The 15,531-nt window shown below is 40.3% G+C and carries 16 protein-coding genes; 1 reads left to right on the top strand and 15 read right to left on the bottom strand.

Translation table 11 applies throughout. From position 1 onward, the window contains the following. Positions 1-727 precede the first annotated feature (727 nt). Positions 728-2,575 (top strand): sodium:proton antiporter, encoded by a 1,848-nt coding sequence (locus P20429_RS02475; protein ID WP_007586413.1) that lies wholly within the window; start codon positions 728-730, stop codon positions 2,573-2,575. Positions 2,576-2,645: 70 nt separating this feature from the next. Here P20429_RS02475 and P20429_RS02480 read toward each other — a convergent pair whose 3' ends face one another. From P20429_RS02480 to P20429_RS20620, 15 genes are all read right to left on the bottom strand, one after another. Beyond that, complete coding sequence (locus P20429_RS02480) at positions 2,646-3,284, bottom strand: tetratricopeptide repeat protein (RefSeq protein WP_007586412.1); 639 nt, start codon at positions 3,282-3,284, stop codon at positions 2,646-2,648. 111 nt (positions 3,285-3,395) lie between these two features. Then, positions 3,396-4,709 carry an adenylosuccinate synthase gene (locus P20429_RS02485; RefSeq protein ID WP_007586409.1) on the bottom strand — a complete coding sequence of 438 codons (1,314 nt, stop codon included), beginning with the start codon at positions 4,707-4,709 and terminating at the stop codon, positions 3,396-3,398. A gap of 214 nt (positions 4,710-4,923) precedes the next feature. After that, positions 4,924-5,802: a protease modulator HflC gene (gene hflC, locus P20429_RS02490; protein ID WP_007586408.1), complete on the bottom strand. Its 879-nt coding sequence runs from the start codon at positions 5,800-5,802 to the stop codon at positions 4,924-4,926. A gap of 5 nt (positions 5,803-5,807) precedes the next feature. Next, entirely contained in the window at positions 5,808-6,977 is a 1,170-nt protein-coding gene (gene hflK / locus P20429_RS02495; protein WP_007586406.1) for an FtsH protease activity modulator HflK, read from the bottom strand. A gap of 100 nt (positions 6,978-7,077) precedes the next feature. Continuing rightward, the gene (gene hflX, locus P20429_RS02500; protein ID WP_007586404.1) at positions 7,078-8,367 is read right to left on the bottom strand and encodes a ribosome rescue GTPase HflX; all 1,290 of its coding nucleotides are present in this window, start codon (positions 8,365-8,367) and stop codon (positions 7,078-7,080) included. 15 nt (positions 8,368-8,382) lie between these two features. Continuing rightward, positions 8,383-8,646, bottom strand: a complete 264-nt coding sequence (gene hfq, locus P20429_RS02505) for an RNA chaperone Hfq (protein WP_007586402.1) — start codon at positions 8,644-8,646, stop codon at positions 8,383-8,385. Between the two features lie 78 nt (positions 8,647-8,724). Further along, positions 8,725-9,642, bottom strand: coding sequence for a tRNA (adenosine(37)-N6)-dimethylallyltransferase MiaA (gene miaA / locus P20429_RS02510; protein WP_007586400.1), 918 nt, complete (start codon positions 9,640-9,642; stop codon positions 8,725-8,727). A 10-nt stretch (positions 9,643-9,652) separates the two neighbouring features. After that, entirely contained in the window at positions 9,653-11,506 is a 1,854-nt protein-coding gene (mutL, locus tag P20429_RS02515; RefSeq protein WP_007586396.1) for a DNA mismatch repair endonuclease MutL, read from the bottom strand. Between the two features lie 36 nt (positions 11,507-11,542). Beyond that, a complete protein-coding gene (locus tag P20429_RS02520; protein WP_007586394.1) occupies positions 11,543-12,886 on the bottom strand; it encodes an N-acetylmuramoyl-L-alanine amidase in 1,344 nt (447 codons plus the stop codon). 27 nt (positions 12,887-12,913) lie between these two features. Further along, complete coding sequence (gene tsaE, locus P20429_RS02525) at positions 12,914-13,381, bottom strand: tRNA (adenosine(37)-N6)-threonylcarbamoyltransferase complex ATPase subunit type 1 TsaE (RefSeq protein ID WP_007586392.1); 468 nt, start codon at positions 13,379-13,381, stop codon at positions 12,914-12,916. Positions 13,382-13,869: 488 nt separating this feature from the next. Beyond that, complete coding sequence (rpsQ, locus tag P20429_RS02530) at positions 13,870-14,127, bottom strand: 30S ribosomal protein S17 (RefSeq protein WP_002957888.1); 258 nt, start codon at positions 14,125-14,127, stop codon at positions 13,870-13,872. Beyond that, positions 14,127-14,318 carry a 50S ribosomal protein L29 gene (gene rpmC / locus P20429_RS02535; protein ID WP_002957889.1) on the bottom strand — a complete coding sequence of 64 codons (192 nt, stop codon included), beginning with the start codon at positions 14,316-14,318 and terminating at the stop codon, positions 14,127-14,129. Before rpmC ends, rpsQ begins: the two co-directional genes overlap by 1 nt. Next, positions 14,318-14,731 carry a 50S ribosomal protein L16 gene (gene rplP, locus P20429_RS02540; protein WP_002957890.1) on the bottom strand — a complete coding sequence of 138 codons (414 nt, stop codon included), beginning with the start codon at positions 14,729-14,731 and terminating at the stop codon, positions 14,318-14,320. The genes rpmC and rplP overlap by 1 nt, the downstream gene beginning before the upstream one ends. Positions 14,732-14,743: 12 nt before the next feature. Beyond that, the gene (gene rpsC / locus P20429_RS02545) at positions 14,744-15,445 is read right to left on the bottom strand and encodes a 30S ribosomal protein S3 (RefSeq protein WP_002957891.1); all 702 of its coding nucleotides are present in this window, start codon (positions 15,443-15,445) and stop codon (positions 14,744-14,746) included. An 11-nt stretch (positions 15,446-15,456) separates the two neighbouring features. Continuing rightward, the coding region (locus tag P20429_RS20620; RefSeq protein ID WP_370494330.1) for an uL22 family ribosomal protein at positions 15,457-15,531 on the bottom strand (75 nt) is incomplete at its 5' end.

Here is a 15,531-nt window from a genome sequence, read left to right as displayed (position 1 = left end):
AAGAAGCTTAGATTTGAGGTTAAGTAAAAGTAGCAACAACCCAATAATATTGAGCAGCACTAATCAAAAAATTTAAAAGTGTTGTTTATGCATCGCTGTAAAAAGCTGTGTGTGGCTTTTTTATTAACAACATACATAGAGCCTCTAAAGTCTGATACACCAACAGATAGGGTGAAGACCAAAGGACCGAGATTTAACCGCCACGATGGGGGGCTAAATATTGAAAGTAATAGTTCAACTCAAACCTTTATTTACTTAAATAATTAAATAAACTTGTTTGGCAAAACCATACCAAGAATTCGGCAAATGATATTTTGTAATGCTCTAATACTATAAGCATCACTAACACATGATTATAAAGATTAAAAATGACGTTAAGATTAACAAGCCTGTTTTATCTTCAATAAACTTCGTTAGATGACTAATTATTAGAACACGAAGTATAATACACCAAATACCCCTTTAAAATCAAGGTTAAAATTCGAACTAAGTTAATACGAAACACTCATACCGTTTATATTGTTATTAAAATTCAATAAATTAAACAATTAATACACTTTAAAATAAGGTGGCTAAGTCCTCGCTAAATAATTTAAGCCTACTAATCTTTTATAAGCAGCTAAAATTGATTAGTAATATTTGAGTTTCCGGTGTATACCCCTGTATTAATAATTAACAAAAGTTATACTTTCTAAACATATCGTCATAAATAAGGAATTCTTAATCTATGTCAGCAATTTACATAGCCGGTATCGCACTTTGCTCTGTGCTTGCCCAATGGGTCGCGTGGGCTTTTAGAGTACCCGCTATTCTTTTCTTATTGCTTACTGGTCTTTTACTTGGACCATTTAGTGGTGTTTTAGACCCTGATGCACTTTTAGGTGATTTACTGTTTCCAGTAGTATCACTAAGCGTTGCCATCATTTTATTTGAAGGTTCCTTAACTCTGCATTTCAGAGAATTAAAAGGGATAGGAAAAGTTGTAAGGAATCTCTGCTCAATCGGTATGCTTACTACCTGCATTATTATTAGCCTAAGCGCCTACTGGTTGCTTGAGCTTAACTGGCGTGTTGCTGCGGTACTAGGCGCAGTACTCGTTGTTACTGGCCCTACAGTTATAGCACCGCTATTAAACTCAATGCGTCCAACACAAGATATAGACCGCATACTTCGCTGGGAAGGTATTGTAATAGACCCAATTGGCGCATTATTTGCTGTATTGGTATTTGAAGCTGTAATGCTTGTAGGCCAAGGCGAAGTATTTAGTCATACTATTATTGCTTTAGTTAAAACCCTAGGTGTTGGTTTAAGTATTGGTGTTGCTGCTGGTTGGCTAACAACACTATTAATGCGCCGCGAGTGGCTGCCATTTGAATTGCATAAGTTTGGAATTTTAGCACTAGTCCTTATTAGTTTTTCTGTATCAAACTATTTAAGCCATGAATCAGGCTTATTAGCAGTAACTGTATTTGGTATTTGGCTTGCGAACCAAGACGATTTAGAAATAGATTCTGTACTTGAGTTTAAAGAAGACTTGTCGATGATATTAATATCAACGCTGTTTATTTTACTTGCAGCACGTTTACAGCTTTCTGATTTGATGATGCTCGACAGCGATGTATTTATATTTTTAGCTATTGTGCTTTTTGTTGCACGCCCACTGTGTATTGCTATTTCGACCTTTGGTACTGACTTACCAATGAAGTCTCGCTTGGTGCTTGCCTGGATTGCTCCACGGGGTATAGTTGCCGCAGCCGTTGGGTCGGTATTTGCACTAAGTATGATGGAAGCTGGCGTTGCTGATGCTGAAAAAATGGTGCCACTTATATTTACGGTGATCATCATTACGGTTGTGCTGCAAAGCTTAACAGCCATCCCTGTTGCCAAGCTATTAGGTGTACGCCAACCATCACCAAACACAATATTAATTATTGGTGCAAACCATGTATCGCGTGCAATTGGACGTGGCTTACAAGAGCAGAATATTCCGGTTCACCTTTCAGACCCTGCATGGGAAAACTGCAGAATGGCACGTATGGATGGCTTAGCTTGTTATTATGGTAACCCGCAATCAGAGCATGCTGAACGCTACTTACCTCTAACAACTATTCGCAGTGTCTTAGCGCTATCGCCAAACCGTCATCATAATGCGCTAGGCGTTCAATACTTTTCGCATTTACTTAATGAAAAAAATGTATTTTCGCTTCGCTCATCAACGTCGCATGCTAAAGCAAATAAAGACAGTGCAACGTTTTTATCTAGACAAATATTGTTTGGCGACGAAGGCTCATACGCACGTTTGAGCAGTATCATAGCTAAAGGCGGTAAGGTTAGTTCAACACGTATCTCGGATGAGTTTAGCTGGGAGCAATACCTAGAAATGAACCCTGAGGCTATCCCTTTGTTTATTCTTAAAGGTGATAAAGACAGCGACGACGATACGCCAATTAAGCTAAGACCGTTTACAATCAACATGGAAAAACCGCCGCAAGAAGGCGAGCGTGTTGTTGCATTACAGCCGCCTAAAATGTCGGTCTTAAAAGACCCGCAAACAAAGGCTAAAGAAGAAAGTTAAACACTTTTACTACCTGTAAAAACTCAAAAACCCTAACTTAAAAAGTTAGGGTTTTGTTTTTTAAGAGCCATTAAATAGGAAGGCGAGCTCGCGCAACCACACTATCTGGCATTTTTTGCGCTAACTTAGTCAGCGCTCGCTCAATTTTTTTATGAGTCGCTTTATCTGCGACCATAGAATTAAATAGCCAACGGTATGCATCTTCAAAATCACGCGGGCTGCCATAGCCATCATTAAATAATTTAACCAAACGTAGTTGTGCTTTTAAATTGCCTTGCGACGACGCTTCACGCAAATACGTAATTGCCATTGCTTTATCTTGTTGAACTAAACGCCCGGTGTCGTAGTAACGCCCTAACTGCTCTAGCGCTGCCGCTAAGCCTTGTTCAGCCGCTTTTCGCATGTAATACACACCTAACTCTACATTACGATCCACGCACACGTTATAAGCCAGCATATCGCCGTATAAAAATTGATAAGACGGCAATGCCATTTTATTGGCTCGTGCTTCTATATCTTGCACTAACTGGCAATCATCTGCCTTTACCCGCGCTAAATGCGTATTTTTATTTATTAACGCAATTAGCTCAGATTCTGTATACAGCGGTACAGCAGCAGGGCTTTCTGTAGCTAAGCTGTTGGTTGCTATAAATAAAGACAGCGGGATTAATGAAAGCCTTAATACGCAATTACGGTAAAATAAACGCATGCTCACCACTTATAAAAATAAACTTATTAAAATATATACAAAGATCGTTCCAAGGTGAATTTTAGATACAAAAAAAGCTGCACTAGGCAGCTTTTTTTAATCTAATGGTAATTACGCAAACGGGTTGCGAAGTACCATAGTTTCTACGCGGTCTGGACCTGTAGAAATAATATCAATTGGAACACCCGTAATTTCTTCAATACGCTTGATGTAGTCAATCGCAGCTTTTGGTAAACCGTCAAGACTCGTTACACCAACAGTGTTTTCTGACCAACCTGGCATTTCTTCGTATACTGGCGTTACTTTATCGTAACCTTCAGCTGCTAATGGTGTTACGTTAGTAACTGTGCCATCTTCAAGCTTGTAACCAATACAGATTTTAAGCGTTTCTAAGCCATCTAAAACATCAAGCTTAGTTAAACAAAAACCTGAAATACTGTTGATTTGAACCGCACGGCGCATAGCCACTGCATCTAACCAACCAGTACGACGAAGTCGACCTGTTGTAGCGCCAAACTCATGGCCTTTATCACCTAAGTGCTTACCAACTGGATCTTGTTTCTCAAGACCGTCGTAAAGCTCTGTAGGGAAAGGACCTGAACCAACACGCGTCGTGTACGCTTTAATAATACCTAAAACGTAATCAAGGTTTAATGGACCAAAACCTGCACCAGTCGCAACGCCACCAGCGGTAGTGTTTGAAGATGTTACATAAGGGTAAGTACCATGATCTATATCAAGTAACGTACCTTGTGCACCTTCAAATAAAATGTTTTCGCCTGCTAAACGCGTTTGATCTAAAAGCTCAGTTACATCTACAACCATTGCTTTTAAGATATCAGCAACAGCCATTGCATCATCAAACGTTTTTTGGAAATCTACAGCATCTACTTTGTAGTAGTTAACTAAAGTGAAGTTGTGGTACTCAAGCACTTCTTTTAATTTAGCTGCAAATACTTCAGGATTAAATAAATCGCCTACGCGTAAACCACGACGTGCTACTTTATCTTCGTACGCAGGACCGATTCCACGGCCAGTTGTACCAATAGGCTTATCGCCACGAGCTGTTTCGCGGGCTACATCTAATGCAACATGGAAAGGCAAGATTAGCGGACATGCTTCACTTATTAAAAGACGCTCGCGTACTGGTACGCCGCGCTCTTCAAGCATGCCAATTTCTCTCATTAGCGCTTCTGGTGATAAAACTACACCATTACCAATCACACATTTAACATTGTCACGTAATACACCCGATGGAATAAGGTGTAGAACCGTCTTTTCACCTTCGATAACTAAAGTATGACCCGCATTGTGGCCACCTTGATAACGAACTACTAAAGATGCTTTGTCTGTAAGGAGATCAACTACCTTACCCTTTCCTTCGTCACCCCATTGGGTGCCTAATACAACAACGTTTTTACCCATCGTAAATTCACTTAGAGAAAATTAGGACGAGATTTTACCAGAAAACTAAAGTAAAGATCACCCCTGTTCAGCTTATTTTTTCTGCGGGCAATTGTTATATCCAAATATTGACCAATAACCACATAAATAACAGTGATTTAACGCACTAGTTTGTATTTAACAAAAAGCCCCGCAAATGCGAGGCTTTTTAACTTTTAAATAATTAACGTAAAGTCTATTGAGCTTTAGCGCCTTTCATATATTGGAAGAAGTCGCTATCTGGTGAAAGCACCATAATATCTTGCTTATCTTTAAAAGTCTTTTTGTAAGCCTCAAGCGAACGTACAAAACTAAAGAACTCAGGGTCTTTGTTATACGCATTAGCATAAATGCCTGCAGCATCAGCATCGCCTTGACCACGTACAGAACGTGCATTACGCTCTGCATCGGCAAGCATTACAGTTACTCGACGGTCAACTCCCGCACGAATAGTCTCTGCTTTTTCCTGACCTTCAGAACGGTGCTCTTTTGCAACCGCAGTACGCTCAGCGCGCATACGTTGGTAAATAGAGCTGCTCACTTCTTGTGGTAGGTTGATTTGCTTAACACGTACGTCTAGTACTTCAATACCTAGCTCACGTGCACTTTCAGAAGCTTGTACTAACGCTTCTTCCATCAACTCGCTACGCTCACCCGATACAATTTCGCGAATTGTACGTGTACCAAAGTTTGTACGAAGACCATTGTTTACTTTTTGCTTAAGTAGCGTTTCAGCATATTGCTTATCGCCACGAGCACGTAAGTAAAAAGCACTAAAGTCATTAACGCGCCATTTTACAAACGAATCAACAATTAAGTCTTTTTTCTCGCTAGTAACAAAGCGATCAGGCGCACCATCTAGCGTTTGAATACGTGCATCAATACGACGTACTTGGCTAAAAAATGGTACTTTAAATTGTAGGCCTGGGCCATATACAATCGCTTTATCGTCGCTATCTTTTTGTACTTTACTGAATAACATTACAATTGCTTTTTGCCCTTCAGGTACAACAAATACCGATGAGAAAGACATAACAATGGCAGCTAATAGTATTACTAAACTAAAGTTTTTCATTATGATTATCTCCCATCATTGAAGCGGTCGTTGTTAAAGCGGTCATTGCCACTATTAACAGAGCTATTGCGCGACGTATTAACTTTATTACGTAAGTCTTGAATATCACTTGAACTTGGAAGTGCAACTCGTGTTGCGGTTCCTTGCTTGTCCATGATTTTATCAAGAGGTAAATAAAGCATGTTATTACCGCCTTTAACATCAACCAATATTTTAGAACTACTCCCTAACACTTCTTCCATTGCATCAATGTATAAGCGCTCACGAGTAACTTCTTTAGCTGCTTGATATTCAGGTAAAAGCTTTTCAAAGCGAGCTACCTCACCTTGTGCTTCCAATGTAATGCGCTCTTGATAACCTTCCGCTTCTTGAGTCATACGCGTTACTTGACCACGAGCACGCGGTTCAATTTCACGAGCATATGCTTCTGCTTCACGAATGAAACGTTCTTCATCTTCTTGTGCAGCAATTGCATCATCAAATGCATCTTTAACTTCAGTTGGTGGACGAGAGTCTTTAAAGTTCACGTCAGTAACAATTAAACCTAAGTTATATGGTTCGATAATCTTATTAAGCTCATCCCATGTATTTTGACGAACAACCTCACGGCCATTAGTTAATACTTGGTCCATTTTTGCATGGCCCACAACATAACGCAGTGCACTGTCTAGCGCTTCTTCTAAGCTACTATCAGCGTTAGTTACGCTAAATTCATAAAGGTATGGGTCAATAACACGGTATTGCACCTGAAACTCAACGCTCACTACGTTTTCGTCTTCAGTAAGCATAAAACCAGAAGCCGATAATGAACGAACTGCTTCAATATCTACTGGGATTACCGTTTCGATGAAAGTCATTTTCCAACGCAAACCAGGATCAGCAATTCGGTCGTATTTACCAAATTGTAGAACCACACCACGCTCGGCTTCTTTAACCGTATAAATACCACTTAACGCCCATACAATAACGGCGATAATAAGTATGAATGAAATACCGGCTCCGCCAAGTCCACCGCCGCTACCATTGCCGGATTTTTTCCCGCCAAATAAGCCGCTGAACTTGTTACTAAACTTGCGGAACACCTCGTCTAAATCAGGTGGGCCTTGATCACGTCCGCCTTTATTATTCCACGGATCTTTGTCATTGCCATTATTACCCGGTTCATTCCAGGCCATAGCTATACTCCATTGTTATCTAAATAAATTAGGAAATTGTGTTAAATCTAACAAATCTACCGCGTTTCTCATACAAAAACCGACATTAAAACGTCAATTTTTAATTACGGTTGATAAAACCAGCAATTTCAGGACCAAATTCTTTAATTAAACGATTCCACTCAACCATTGGCATTCTAACATCTAACAGCCAATTACCTTGCTCATCAAAGCGTTCTTCATGTACTGCATTTAAACTAAACAATGCAGCCCTTAGGCGACCATACAATGGCGTAAGAAATAATGTTTCGTTAAACATCTTCTTAGCAAGCAGTTCACTAATAGCCTCACTAAGTAATTCACACCCTTCACCAGTCTGAGCGCTAAGCCATACTCTTATAGGTTGGCCTTCGTCATCTCGATCAATACGTGGGCTTACGTTATCCAGCGCATCAATTTTATTATAAATTAATAGCTGTGGTACTTCATCGGCTTCAATTTCTTTAAGCACCGATTGTACTTGTTCAATATTTTCTTGAAGACGAGAGTCTGCTGCGTCAATTACATGTAACTGTAAATCAGCTTCACGAGTTTCAGTTAGCGTTGCTTTAAAAGCAGCAACTAAGTCGTGCGGTAAATGACGAATAAAGCCCACTGTATCAGCTAAGATAACAGGACCAACATCACCTAATTCAAGCTTACGTAGAGTCGGGTCAAGCGTTGCAAACAACTGATCGGCCGCGTATACATCTGAATTCGTAATTCGATTAAATAATGTAGATTTACCCGCATTGGTATAGCCAACTAACGATACCGTAGGTATTTCGTTACGAGTGCGAGCTCGCCTACCTTGTTCGCGTTGCACTGCTACTTTAGCTAAACGCGCACGGATATTTTGAATTCGGGCACGAAGTAATCGTCTATCTGTTTCAAGTTGGGTTTCACCAGGTCCACGTAAACCAATCCCGCCTTTTTGGCGTTCAAGATGGGTCCAGCCCCGAATTAATCGAGTCGACATATGGCGAAGTTGTGCCAATTCAACCTGCAGCTTACCCTCATGGGTACGTGCACGTTGGGCAAAAATATCAAGAATTAGCGTCGTTCTATCAAGCACACGACACTGACAAACACGCTCTAAATTACGCTCTTGTGACGGCCTGAGTTGATGATTGAAAATTACGACATCTGCATTGTGGATTTTGACAATCTCAGCTATTTCTTCTGCTTTACCGGTACCGACGAATAGTTTCGGATGTGGTGCTTGACGGCTGCCTTGCACAACCGCCAAACTACTAACACCAGCAGAAGATACCAACATTTCTAATTCATGAAGATCTTCACGATCTCCTTCTTTAGGTAAGTCGATATGAACTAAAATTGCCTGTTCGCCGGATTCATAGCGGTCAAACAAACATTATGCTCCTAATTAAAAGTTACCAGCTTCTGGTTCTTCAGTGTCTTCACTCCCTTGAACTGCTTGGAAGTTAACTGCGCGAGCAGGCACAACTGTTGAAATTGCATGCTTATAAACCATTTGATTTACGGTGTTCTCTAGTAAAATAACAAATTGGTCAAATGACTGAATTTTGCCTTGTAATTTTATGCCATTTACCAAAAAGATTGATACTGGAATGCGCTCACGTCGTAGTGCATTCAAAAATGGGTCTTGTAACGATTGGCCTTTTGCCATGTTATTGTTCCTTCGTTCTAGGTGTTATTATAATTAAGTGGCTGAACTTATTTGATAAAAAACAATATTCAACTACTACTAGCTTAGCGAACTTACTACACGATGCAAGTTTTCTTCGTCACCCGTTGTTAACCAAGTAACATCAGGCCAGCTACGAAGCCACGTTAACTGACGTTTTGCCAATTGACGTGTTGCTGCGATGCCACGAAAAACCATTTCATCATGGCTTGTTTCACCCGCAAGGTAATCCCACATTTGTCTATAACCAACACAACGAATAGAAGGCATATTGGGGTGTAAATCCTTACGTAGATATAGGGTCGAAACTTCATTTTCAAACCCCTGATCAATCATTATTTTAAACCTTTCTTCAATTCGGCGATGTAATTCGCTACGTTCTTGCGGTGCAATCGCAAATTGATGAAAAGTATAGGGTAAAGCCGGCTGTTTTTGCTTTTGCAACTCAGTCATGGTCTTACCAGTTAACCTGTAAACCTCTAAAGCTCGATTAATTCTTTGTGAGTCATTCTCACTTATTTTTTCGGCTGCTTTTGGGTCAACTTTAACTAATTCTTTATATAAATGAGGCCAGCCAAATTCTTTAGCTTGTGCTTCTAGCTCTGATCTTATTACTGTATCTGCTTCAGGCAAAGGCGATAAACCATCAATTAAAGATTTGAAGTACAACATTGTACCTCCAACCAATACAGGTACTTTACCTTGTCTATGAAATTCGTCAATTTTTTGTACTGCATCGCGCCTAAAATCAGCAACTGAATATGTTTCACTCGGGTCAAGTAAGTCGATCAGATGATGCGGAGCTTTAGCAAGTTCTTCTGCATCGGGTTTTGCAGTACCAATGTTCATATCTTTATACACTAACGCTGAATCAACGCTGATTATTTCTGTATTTAAATGCTCGCACAGTGAGATTGCCAATGCTGTTTTACCAGCAGCAGTTGGACCCATTAAAAATATGACTGGTAAATTACTCAACACTGATACCTTAATCTAATTGCATTAAATAGTGATTTAGCTCTATTTTAACTGCTTTTTCGCGTAAGCGTTCAATAGTTTGCGGATTATTTTGTAAGCGCATTTGTTGCGCTAAAAACACATTGCTTAAATAAAACCGGGGAGGTACACATTTTATCTGCCACTCTAACCAATTCTCTATATTTTCAAGCCCTGCTTTACACCCATCAAGTAGCTCACCTATCGCTGTACTTACATCAAGTAAATATAAGCACGCTGGCAATTTTTTAACCATTACAAACTGTTTTTCTATTACGAGTTCAAAACCAAGTAAAGTAAACCACGATTGCTGAGCTTCTATAAGTAAGCAATCTTCTTTTGATAAGTTTACTCTTACGGGCAGCAAAAGAGCTTTCCCTTCTAAACTTCCGGACTCTTTAATTTGATTATGCCAATCATATACCAATGCATATTTGAAATGTGAGCAATACAATTGCTGCTCAACACTAAATACACACGCACCTTCATTAACACTGATGATTGAAACTGTCTTTAAAACATTATGCGCAGACTCTAACTGGTGTTGTGCTACGGGTATGTTTGCTACATTATCAAAATGCGCAGCGTGTTGCTCACTCACACCTTGATAAAACGCGTTTACATCATGATGGCTCGTACTTGGTGTAGAACGGTATGCCCCGCCACCGCCAACACCAACACTTCTAGTACCTGATGCTGAACTACCAGCACTTCCAGAGTAAGAGGGCTGTAATTGCGATTTAGGGTAATCAAATACTCCATCCGCTTTTATATCATTAGAACTACTATGCGCTGACCCCATAAACACAGGCGCAGATTCCACCTCAGAGCTAAGCGGTTCATTCGTAAACTCACCTTGCAGCGGCACTACCACTTGCTTAATAGCCTGTAATATAAAGTCATGAATTAAGCGCCCTTGATGAAAACGGACTTCATGCTTAGCTGGATGAACATTTACATCAACCTGCCGAGGGTCTATATCAATATAAATGACAAAACCGGGTAATTCTTGTGTTCCGCTTACTTCTTCAAATGCCTGGCGTATAGCATGCAGAATAAGTTTATCGCGCATCATACGATTATTAACATAAGTATACTGAGTCGTATTAGCTGAACCTACAGGTAGCACCCAACCATGCAGCTGTAAGCCACCCTCTCCTGATTGAATATGCAAACCTTGCTCAGCAAAAGCCTTACCTGCAACTTGCGCTACACGTGTAATAGCCTGAGAGGGATCTGTCTTCGCACGATACTGCCTTACTACTTTTTCGTTGTGAGTTAGTGTAATAGAGACATCAAAGCGACTAAGCGCAATACGCTTTATCAACTCATCAATATGGCTAAATTCCGTTTTTTCGGTACGCAAGAATTTACGACGAGCTGGGGTGTTAAAAAATAAATCTTTTACTTCAATGGTTGTGCCATCAGGGTGCGCTACTGGCTTTACTTGCACGGCCATATCGCGACCTTCTGCAAATGCTTGCCAAGCAGCTTCTTGATCTTTTGGTTTTGAGCTCAGCGTTAAACGCGATACAGAGCTAATTGACGCAAGCGCTTCTCCCCTAAAACCAAGTGAACAAATATTTTCAAGGTCATCTAGAGATTTTAATTTACTCGTAGCGTGACGAGAAAGCGCGAGCGTTAGCTCATCTTTACTTATCCCTGAACCGTTATCACGTATACGAATAAGCTTATGACCGCCACGCTCTATATCTATCTGAATACGTGTAGCGCCAGCATCTAAACTGTTTTCGACTAGCTCTTTTACTACCGACGCTGGGCGCTCAACCACTTCGCCTGCGGCAATTTGGTTAGCTAAACGCGCGGGTAATATTTCAATATTCATGAGATTTCCTAGCAAGCATTGCGCTAATAATAATGACTAACTTTGTGGTATATCGAGCTCTTGCCCAATAAACAAAGTATTAGAGCTAAGCTTATTAACTTGTTTTAATTCAGTGACTGTAATGCCATAGCGACTCGCCAACATACTTAAAGATTCACCCGGGCGTACCTTGTGCTTTGTTGGATATTGCGACTTTAATTTAGCAAATAAAGAGTCATCAGGTGGATTTTTTAAATAGTAATTTTTAATTGAAGTAAATATAGCTTTAGCCAAACGCTCTTGATGGTTAGCACTTTTAAGCAGCTTTTCTTCTCGTGGGTTAGATATAAACCCTGTTTCTACTAAAATTGATGGGATATCTGGTGATTTAAGTACAGCAAGACTCGCATGTTGGGGATCTTTCTTATGCAACTTAGCAACTTTACGTAGCTCTTTAACCACTTCGTCAGCTACGTTTAAGCCGGTTTTCATAGAGTGATCCATCGACATATCAAGTAATGCTTGCGCTAAGTATTTTTCGTTAGCGGCATCTTTCATTACATCCGCAGCGCCACCTAAAAGCTCAGAGTGCTTTTCTTTATCTTCTATCCATTTACCTATCTCTGAATTAGCACGCCTTAACGACAACACCCAAACAGAGGCACCATTTGGTCCCGGGCTCGTAAATGCATCAGCATGAATAGAGACAAAAAAGTCGGCCTTTTTTTCACGAGCACGATTGGTTCGCGTATTAAGTTTTACAAAGTAGTCACCGCTTCGTACCATGCGCGAAATCATCCCACGTTCGCCATCAATCATGCGCTCTAAACGTTTTGCAATTTGCAGTGTTACTGTTTTTTCGTACGTGCCAGAGGGACCAATTGAACCTGGGTCTTCGCCGCCATGACCCGCATCAATTGCAATCACAATATCGCGTTCTTGGCTTAACTGGCGATTTTTAGCTGCTGTTTGAGCAGGAGAAACAACTGTGGCAGCTTGGCTTTTATTGTATAAATCAACAACGAGCCTGTTTTTATAAGGGCCTGTAGGCGCTAAAGCAAATACAACTGGCTTTACTGGTGCGTTTAATTCAAATACTAACCGAACACTGTGCTTATTTTTAGGTTTTGAGTAGCGTAGCTTGCTCACTATTTGATGTTTTGGTGGTACACCTGGTAGTATTTTTAACTCGTTAGTGTTTTCTAAATCAATTACTAAGCGGCTTGGGTTTTTAAGCATGAAATAGCTAAAGTCAGGCTTATCATTTAAATCAAATACCACACGCGTACTATCAGGGGACGGCCATACGCGTACACTATTAATTGTATTTTTGGCCCACAGCGGCAAGCTTATGGTAATAACCATAAGGTAAATAAAGAGTTTAACTACACCTCGGCTCATTTGATAATTACTGCCTTAACTATATTATTATTTGTTATTTAGTTTTTCGACAATTGCTACACCACGCTCACTGGCGCTATTAATAACAATTTTACGTTCGTTACCCATATAGCTTAGAGTAATATCTAAATCAGGCACAGGAATAAATTCACCACCTTTTTCTGGCCACTCAACAACGCAAATTGCATCTGGTGAAAAATAATCGCGTATTCCCATGTATTCTAGTTCTTCAGGGTCACCTAAGCGGTATAAATCAAAATGATAAACATTTGCGCGCTCGAGTTCATAAGGTTCAACAAGTGTATACGTTGGGCTTTTAACTTTGCCTGTATGTCCAAAGCCTTGCACTACACCTCGAGTAAACGTTGTTTTACCAGCGCCTAAATCACCATGTAAATAAATAACCGCACCTTGCTCTATAATATCAGCAACGCAATTACCCATTGCGACCGTGGCTACTTCATCAGTCAAATGAAATTCAAAACTACGCGTCATTACTACCTCAAAAATTCATTCAAAAGCGCATATTTGCTAATCATACCAGAATATTAATTTAAGGCGATAAATTGAGGTTTTAGACATAAAAAAACCAGATAAGCTGATAATGAAAATTGTGTATGGATGTCTATTTTCGATACTTTGAAGCTGTATCATTGTAATAAAATAAGGTAAGTGAGTTCTCAGACTAAAAGATAGTAAAAGAAAAGTAACACCACGAATTAGATGACCCCATGTTGGCATTAAATTAACTGAGATATGTAAGTTTATTATCTAACTTCTTCTGATTCAGCAGATGGTTCTGCTAGCAAAAAAGTAACTGGTAAATGAAACTCTCAACTACTCCCCAAGATAACTTTATATTTTTAGATAAAAGACTAATCCAGGTGACCCGCTCACCCTAGTTTACTGTTTACAGGTGCTTTAAATACAAAAAGCCCCAGCTAATGCCGGGGCTTTTTTACAAAACTAACTTAATTAAAAAATTAAGCTTGTTTTGGACTAGAAATAACGTCTACTAAAGTCCAAGATTTATTCTTAGAAATTGGTGCGCATTCACGGATAGTAACTACGTCACCCGCTTTTGCTGTGTTATTTTCGTCATGTACGTGTAACTTAGTCGTACGTTTAATGAATTTCCCATAGATTGGGTGCTTCACATAACGTGCGATAGCGATAGTGAAAGATTTTTCCATCTTGTCGCTGATTACACGGCCTTGAAGAGTACGAATTTTATCGCTCATTATTGACCTGCCTTCTGGTTAATAACTGTTTTTACACGCGCGATATCGCGGCGTACTGTTCTTAGCGTGTGTGTCTGAGCTAACTGACCAGTGCTAGCTTGCATGCGCATATTAAATTGCTCACGAAGTAGTCCTAGAAGTTCAGCATTAAGCTCTTCTACGCTTTTGTCTTTTAGTTCGCTAGCTTTCATCACATTACCGTCCGAGTTACGAAAGTTGTTTTGAATGGCAATTTACGAGCAGCAAGGTCGAATGCTTCACGAGCAAGCTCTTCTGAAACACCTTCCATTTCGTAAAGTACTTTACCAGGCTGAATTTCAGCAACCCAATATTCAACAGAACCTTTACCTTTACCCATACGAACTTCAAGAGGTTTTTCTGTAATCGGTTTGTCAGGGAAGACACGAATCCAGATTTTACCTTGACGTTTCACGTGACGCGTCATAGCACGACGAGCTGCTTCGATTTGACGAGCAGTCATACGGCCACGGCCAGTTGCTTTCAATCCGAAAGTACCGAAGCTTACTTTGTTACCGTTTTGCGCTAAACCGCGGTTGCGGCCTTTGTGCATTTTACGGAATTTTGTACGTTTTGGCTGTAACATTAGTCGCTACCTCTACTTAGCACTTTTCTTGGCTTTCTTTGGTGCGCGTTTAGCTGGCTTCTCTTGCTCTTGTACTAGTGGTAAACCACCAATAACTTCGCCTTTGAAGATCCAAACTTTAACACCAATGATACCATAAGTGGTTAAGGCTTCAGAAGTTGCGTAATCGATATCAGCACGAAGAGTATGTAGAGGTACACGACCTTCACGATACCATTCTGAACGTGCGATTTCAGCGCCGCCAAGACGACCGCTAACTTCAACTTTAATCCCTTTAGAACCGATGCGCATTGCATTTTGTACCGAACGCTTCATAGCGCGACGGAACATAACACGACGTTCTAGTTGAGAGGCAATGCCGTCTGCTACTAGTTGTGCATCTAGTTCTGGTTTACGTACTTCAGAGATATTAATCTGAGCAGGTACACCAGCGATTTTAGTTACCGCTTGACGTAATTTTTCTACGTCTTCGCCTTTTTTACCGATAACAACACCCGGACGAGCCGTATGAATTGTTACACGGATTGATTTTGCTGGACGCTCAATAACGATTTTAGACACAGAAGCCGTTTTCAATTCCTTAGTAAGGAATGTACGAACTTTGTGATCGCCAAAAAGCTGTGCAGAGAAATCTTTTGAACTCGCGTACCAGGTAGAAACCCAAGGTTTAGATATACCTAGGCGAATACCAGTAGGATGAACTTTTTGTCCCATTACTTATACTCCTAGCTATCTGAAACCATAACAGTGATATGGCTTGTACGCTTAAGGATGCGGTCTGCGCGTCCTTTAGCACGAGG

The sequence above is a fragment of the Pseudoalteromonas sp. BSi20429 genome, assembly GCF_000238895.1.
GTDB lineage: Bacteria > Pseudomonadota > Gammaproteobacteria > Enterobacterales > Alteromonadaceae > Pseudoalteromonas > Pseudoalteromonas arctica.
This window is presented reverse-complemented; position numbering and strand designations above follow the sequence as displayed.

What these genes read in the sequence shown, in the direction of transcription:
- hflC (WP_007586408.1), bottom strand. Translation starts at nt 5,802, where the DNA reads ATGAAAAACTTTAGTTTAGTAATACTATTAGCTGCCATTGTTATGTCT.
- hflK (WP_007586406.1), bottom strand. Translation starts at nt 6,977, where the DNA reads ATGGCCTGGAATGAACCGGGTAATAATGGCAATGACAAAGATCCGTGG.
- rpsQ (WP_002957888.1), bottom strand. Translation starts at nt 14,127, where the DNA reads ATGAGCGATAAAATTCGTACTCTTCAAGGCCGTGTAATCAGCGACAAG.
- tsaE (WP_007586392.1), bottom strand. Translation starts at nt 13,381, where the DNA reads ATGACGCGTAGTTTTGAATTTCATTTGACTGATGAAGTAGCCACGGTC.
- rplP (WP_002957890.1), bottom strand. Translation starts at nt 14,731, where the DNA reads ATGTTACAGCCAAAACGTACAAAATTCCGTAAAATGCACAAAGGCCGC.
- P20429_RS02520 (WP_007586394.1), bottom strand. Translation starts at nt 12,886, where the DNA reads ATGAGCCGAGGTGTAGTTAAACTCTTTATTTACCTTATGGTTATTACC.
- mutL (WP_007586396.1), bottom strand. Translation starts at nt 11,506, where the DNA reads ATGAATATTGAAATATTACCCGCGCGTTTAGCTAACCAAATTGCCGCA.
- P20429_RS02475 (WP_007586413.1), top strand. Translation starts at nt 728, where the DNA reads ATGTCAGCAATTTACATAGCCGGTATCGCACTTTGCTCTGTGCTTGCC.
- rpmC (WP_002957889.1), bottom strand. Translation starts at nt 14,318, where the DNA reads ATGAAAGCTAGCGAACTAAAAGACAAAAGCGTAGAAGAGCTTAATGCT.
- rpsC (WP_002957891.1), bottom strand. Translation starts at nt 15,445, where the DNA reads ATGGGACAAAAAGTTCATCCTACTGGTATTCGCCTAGGTATATCTAAA.
- P20429_RS02480 (WP_007586412.1), bottom strand. Translation starts at nt 3,284, where the DNA reads ATGCGTTTATTTTACCGTAATTGCGTATTAAGGCTTTCATTAATCCCG.
- P20429_RS02485 (WP_007586409.1), bottom strand. Translation starts at nt 4,709, where the DNA reads ATGGGTAAAAACGTTGTTGTATTAGGCACCCAATGGGGTGACGAAGGA.
- hfq (WP_007586402.1), bottom strand. Translation starts at nt 8,646, where the DNA reads ATGGCAAAAGGCCAATCGTTACAAGACCCATTTTTGAATGCACTACGA.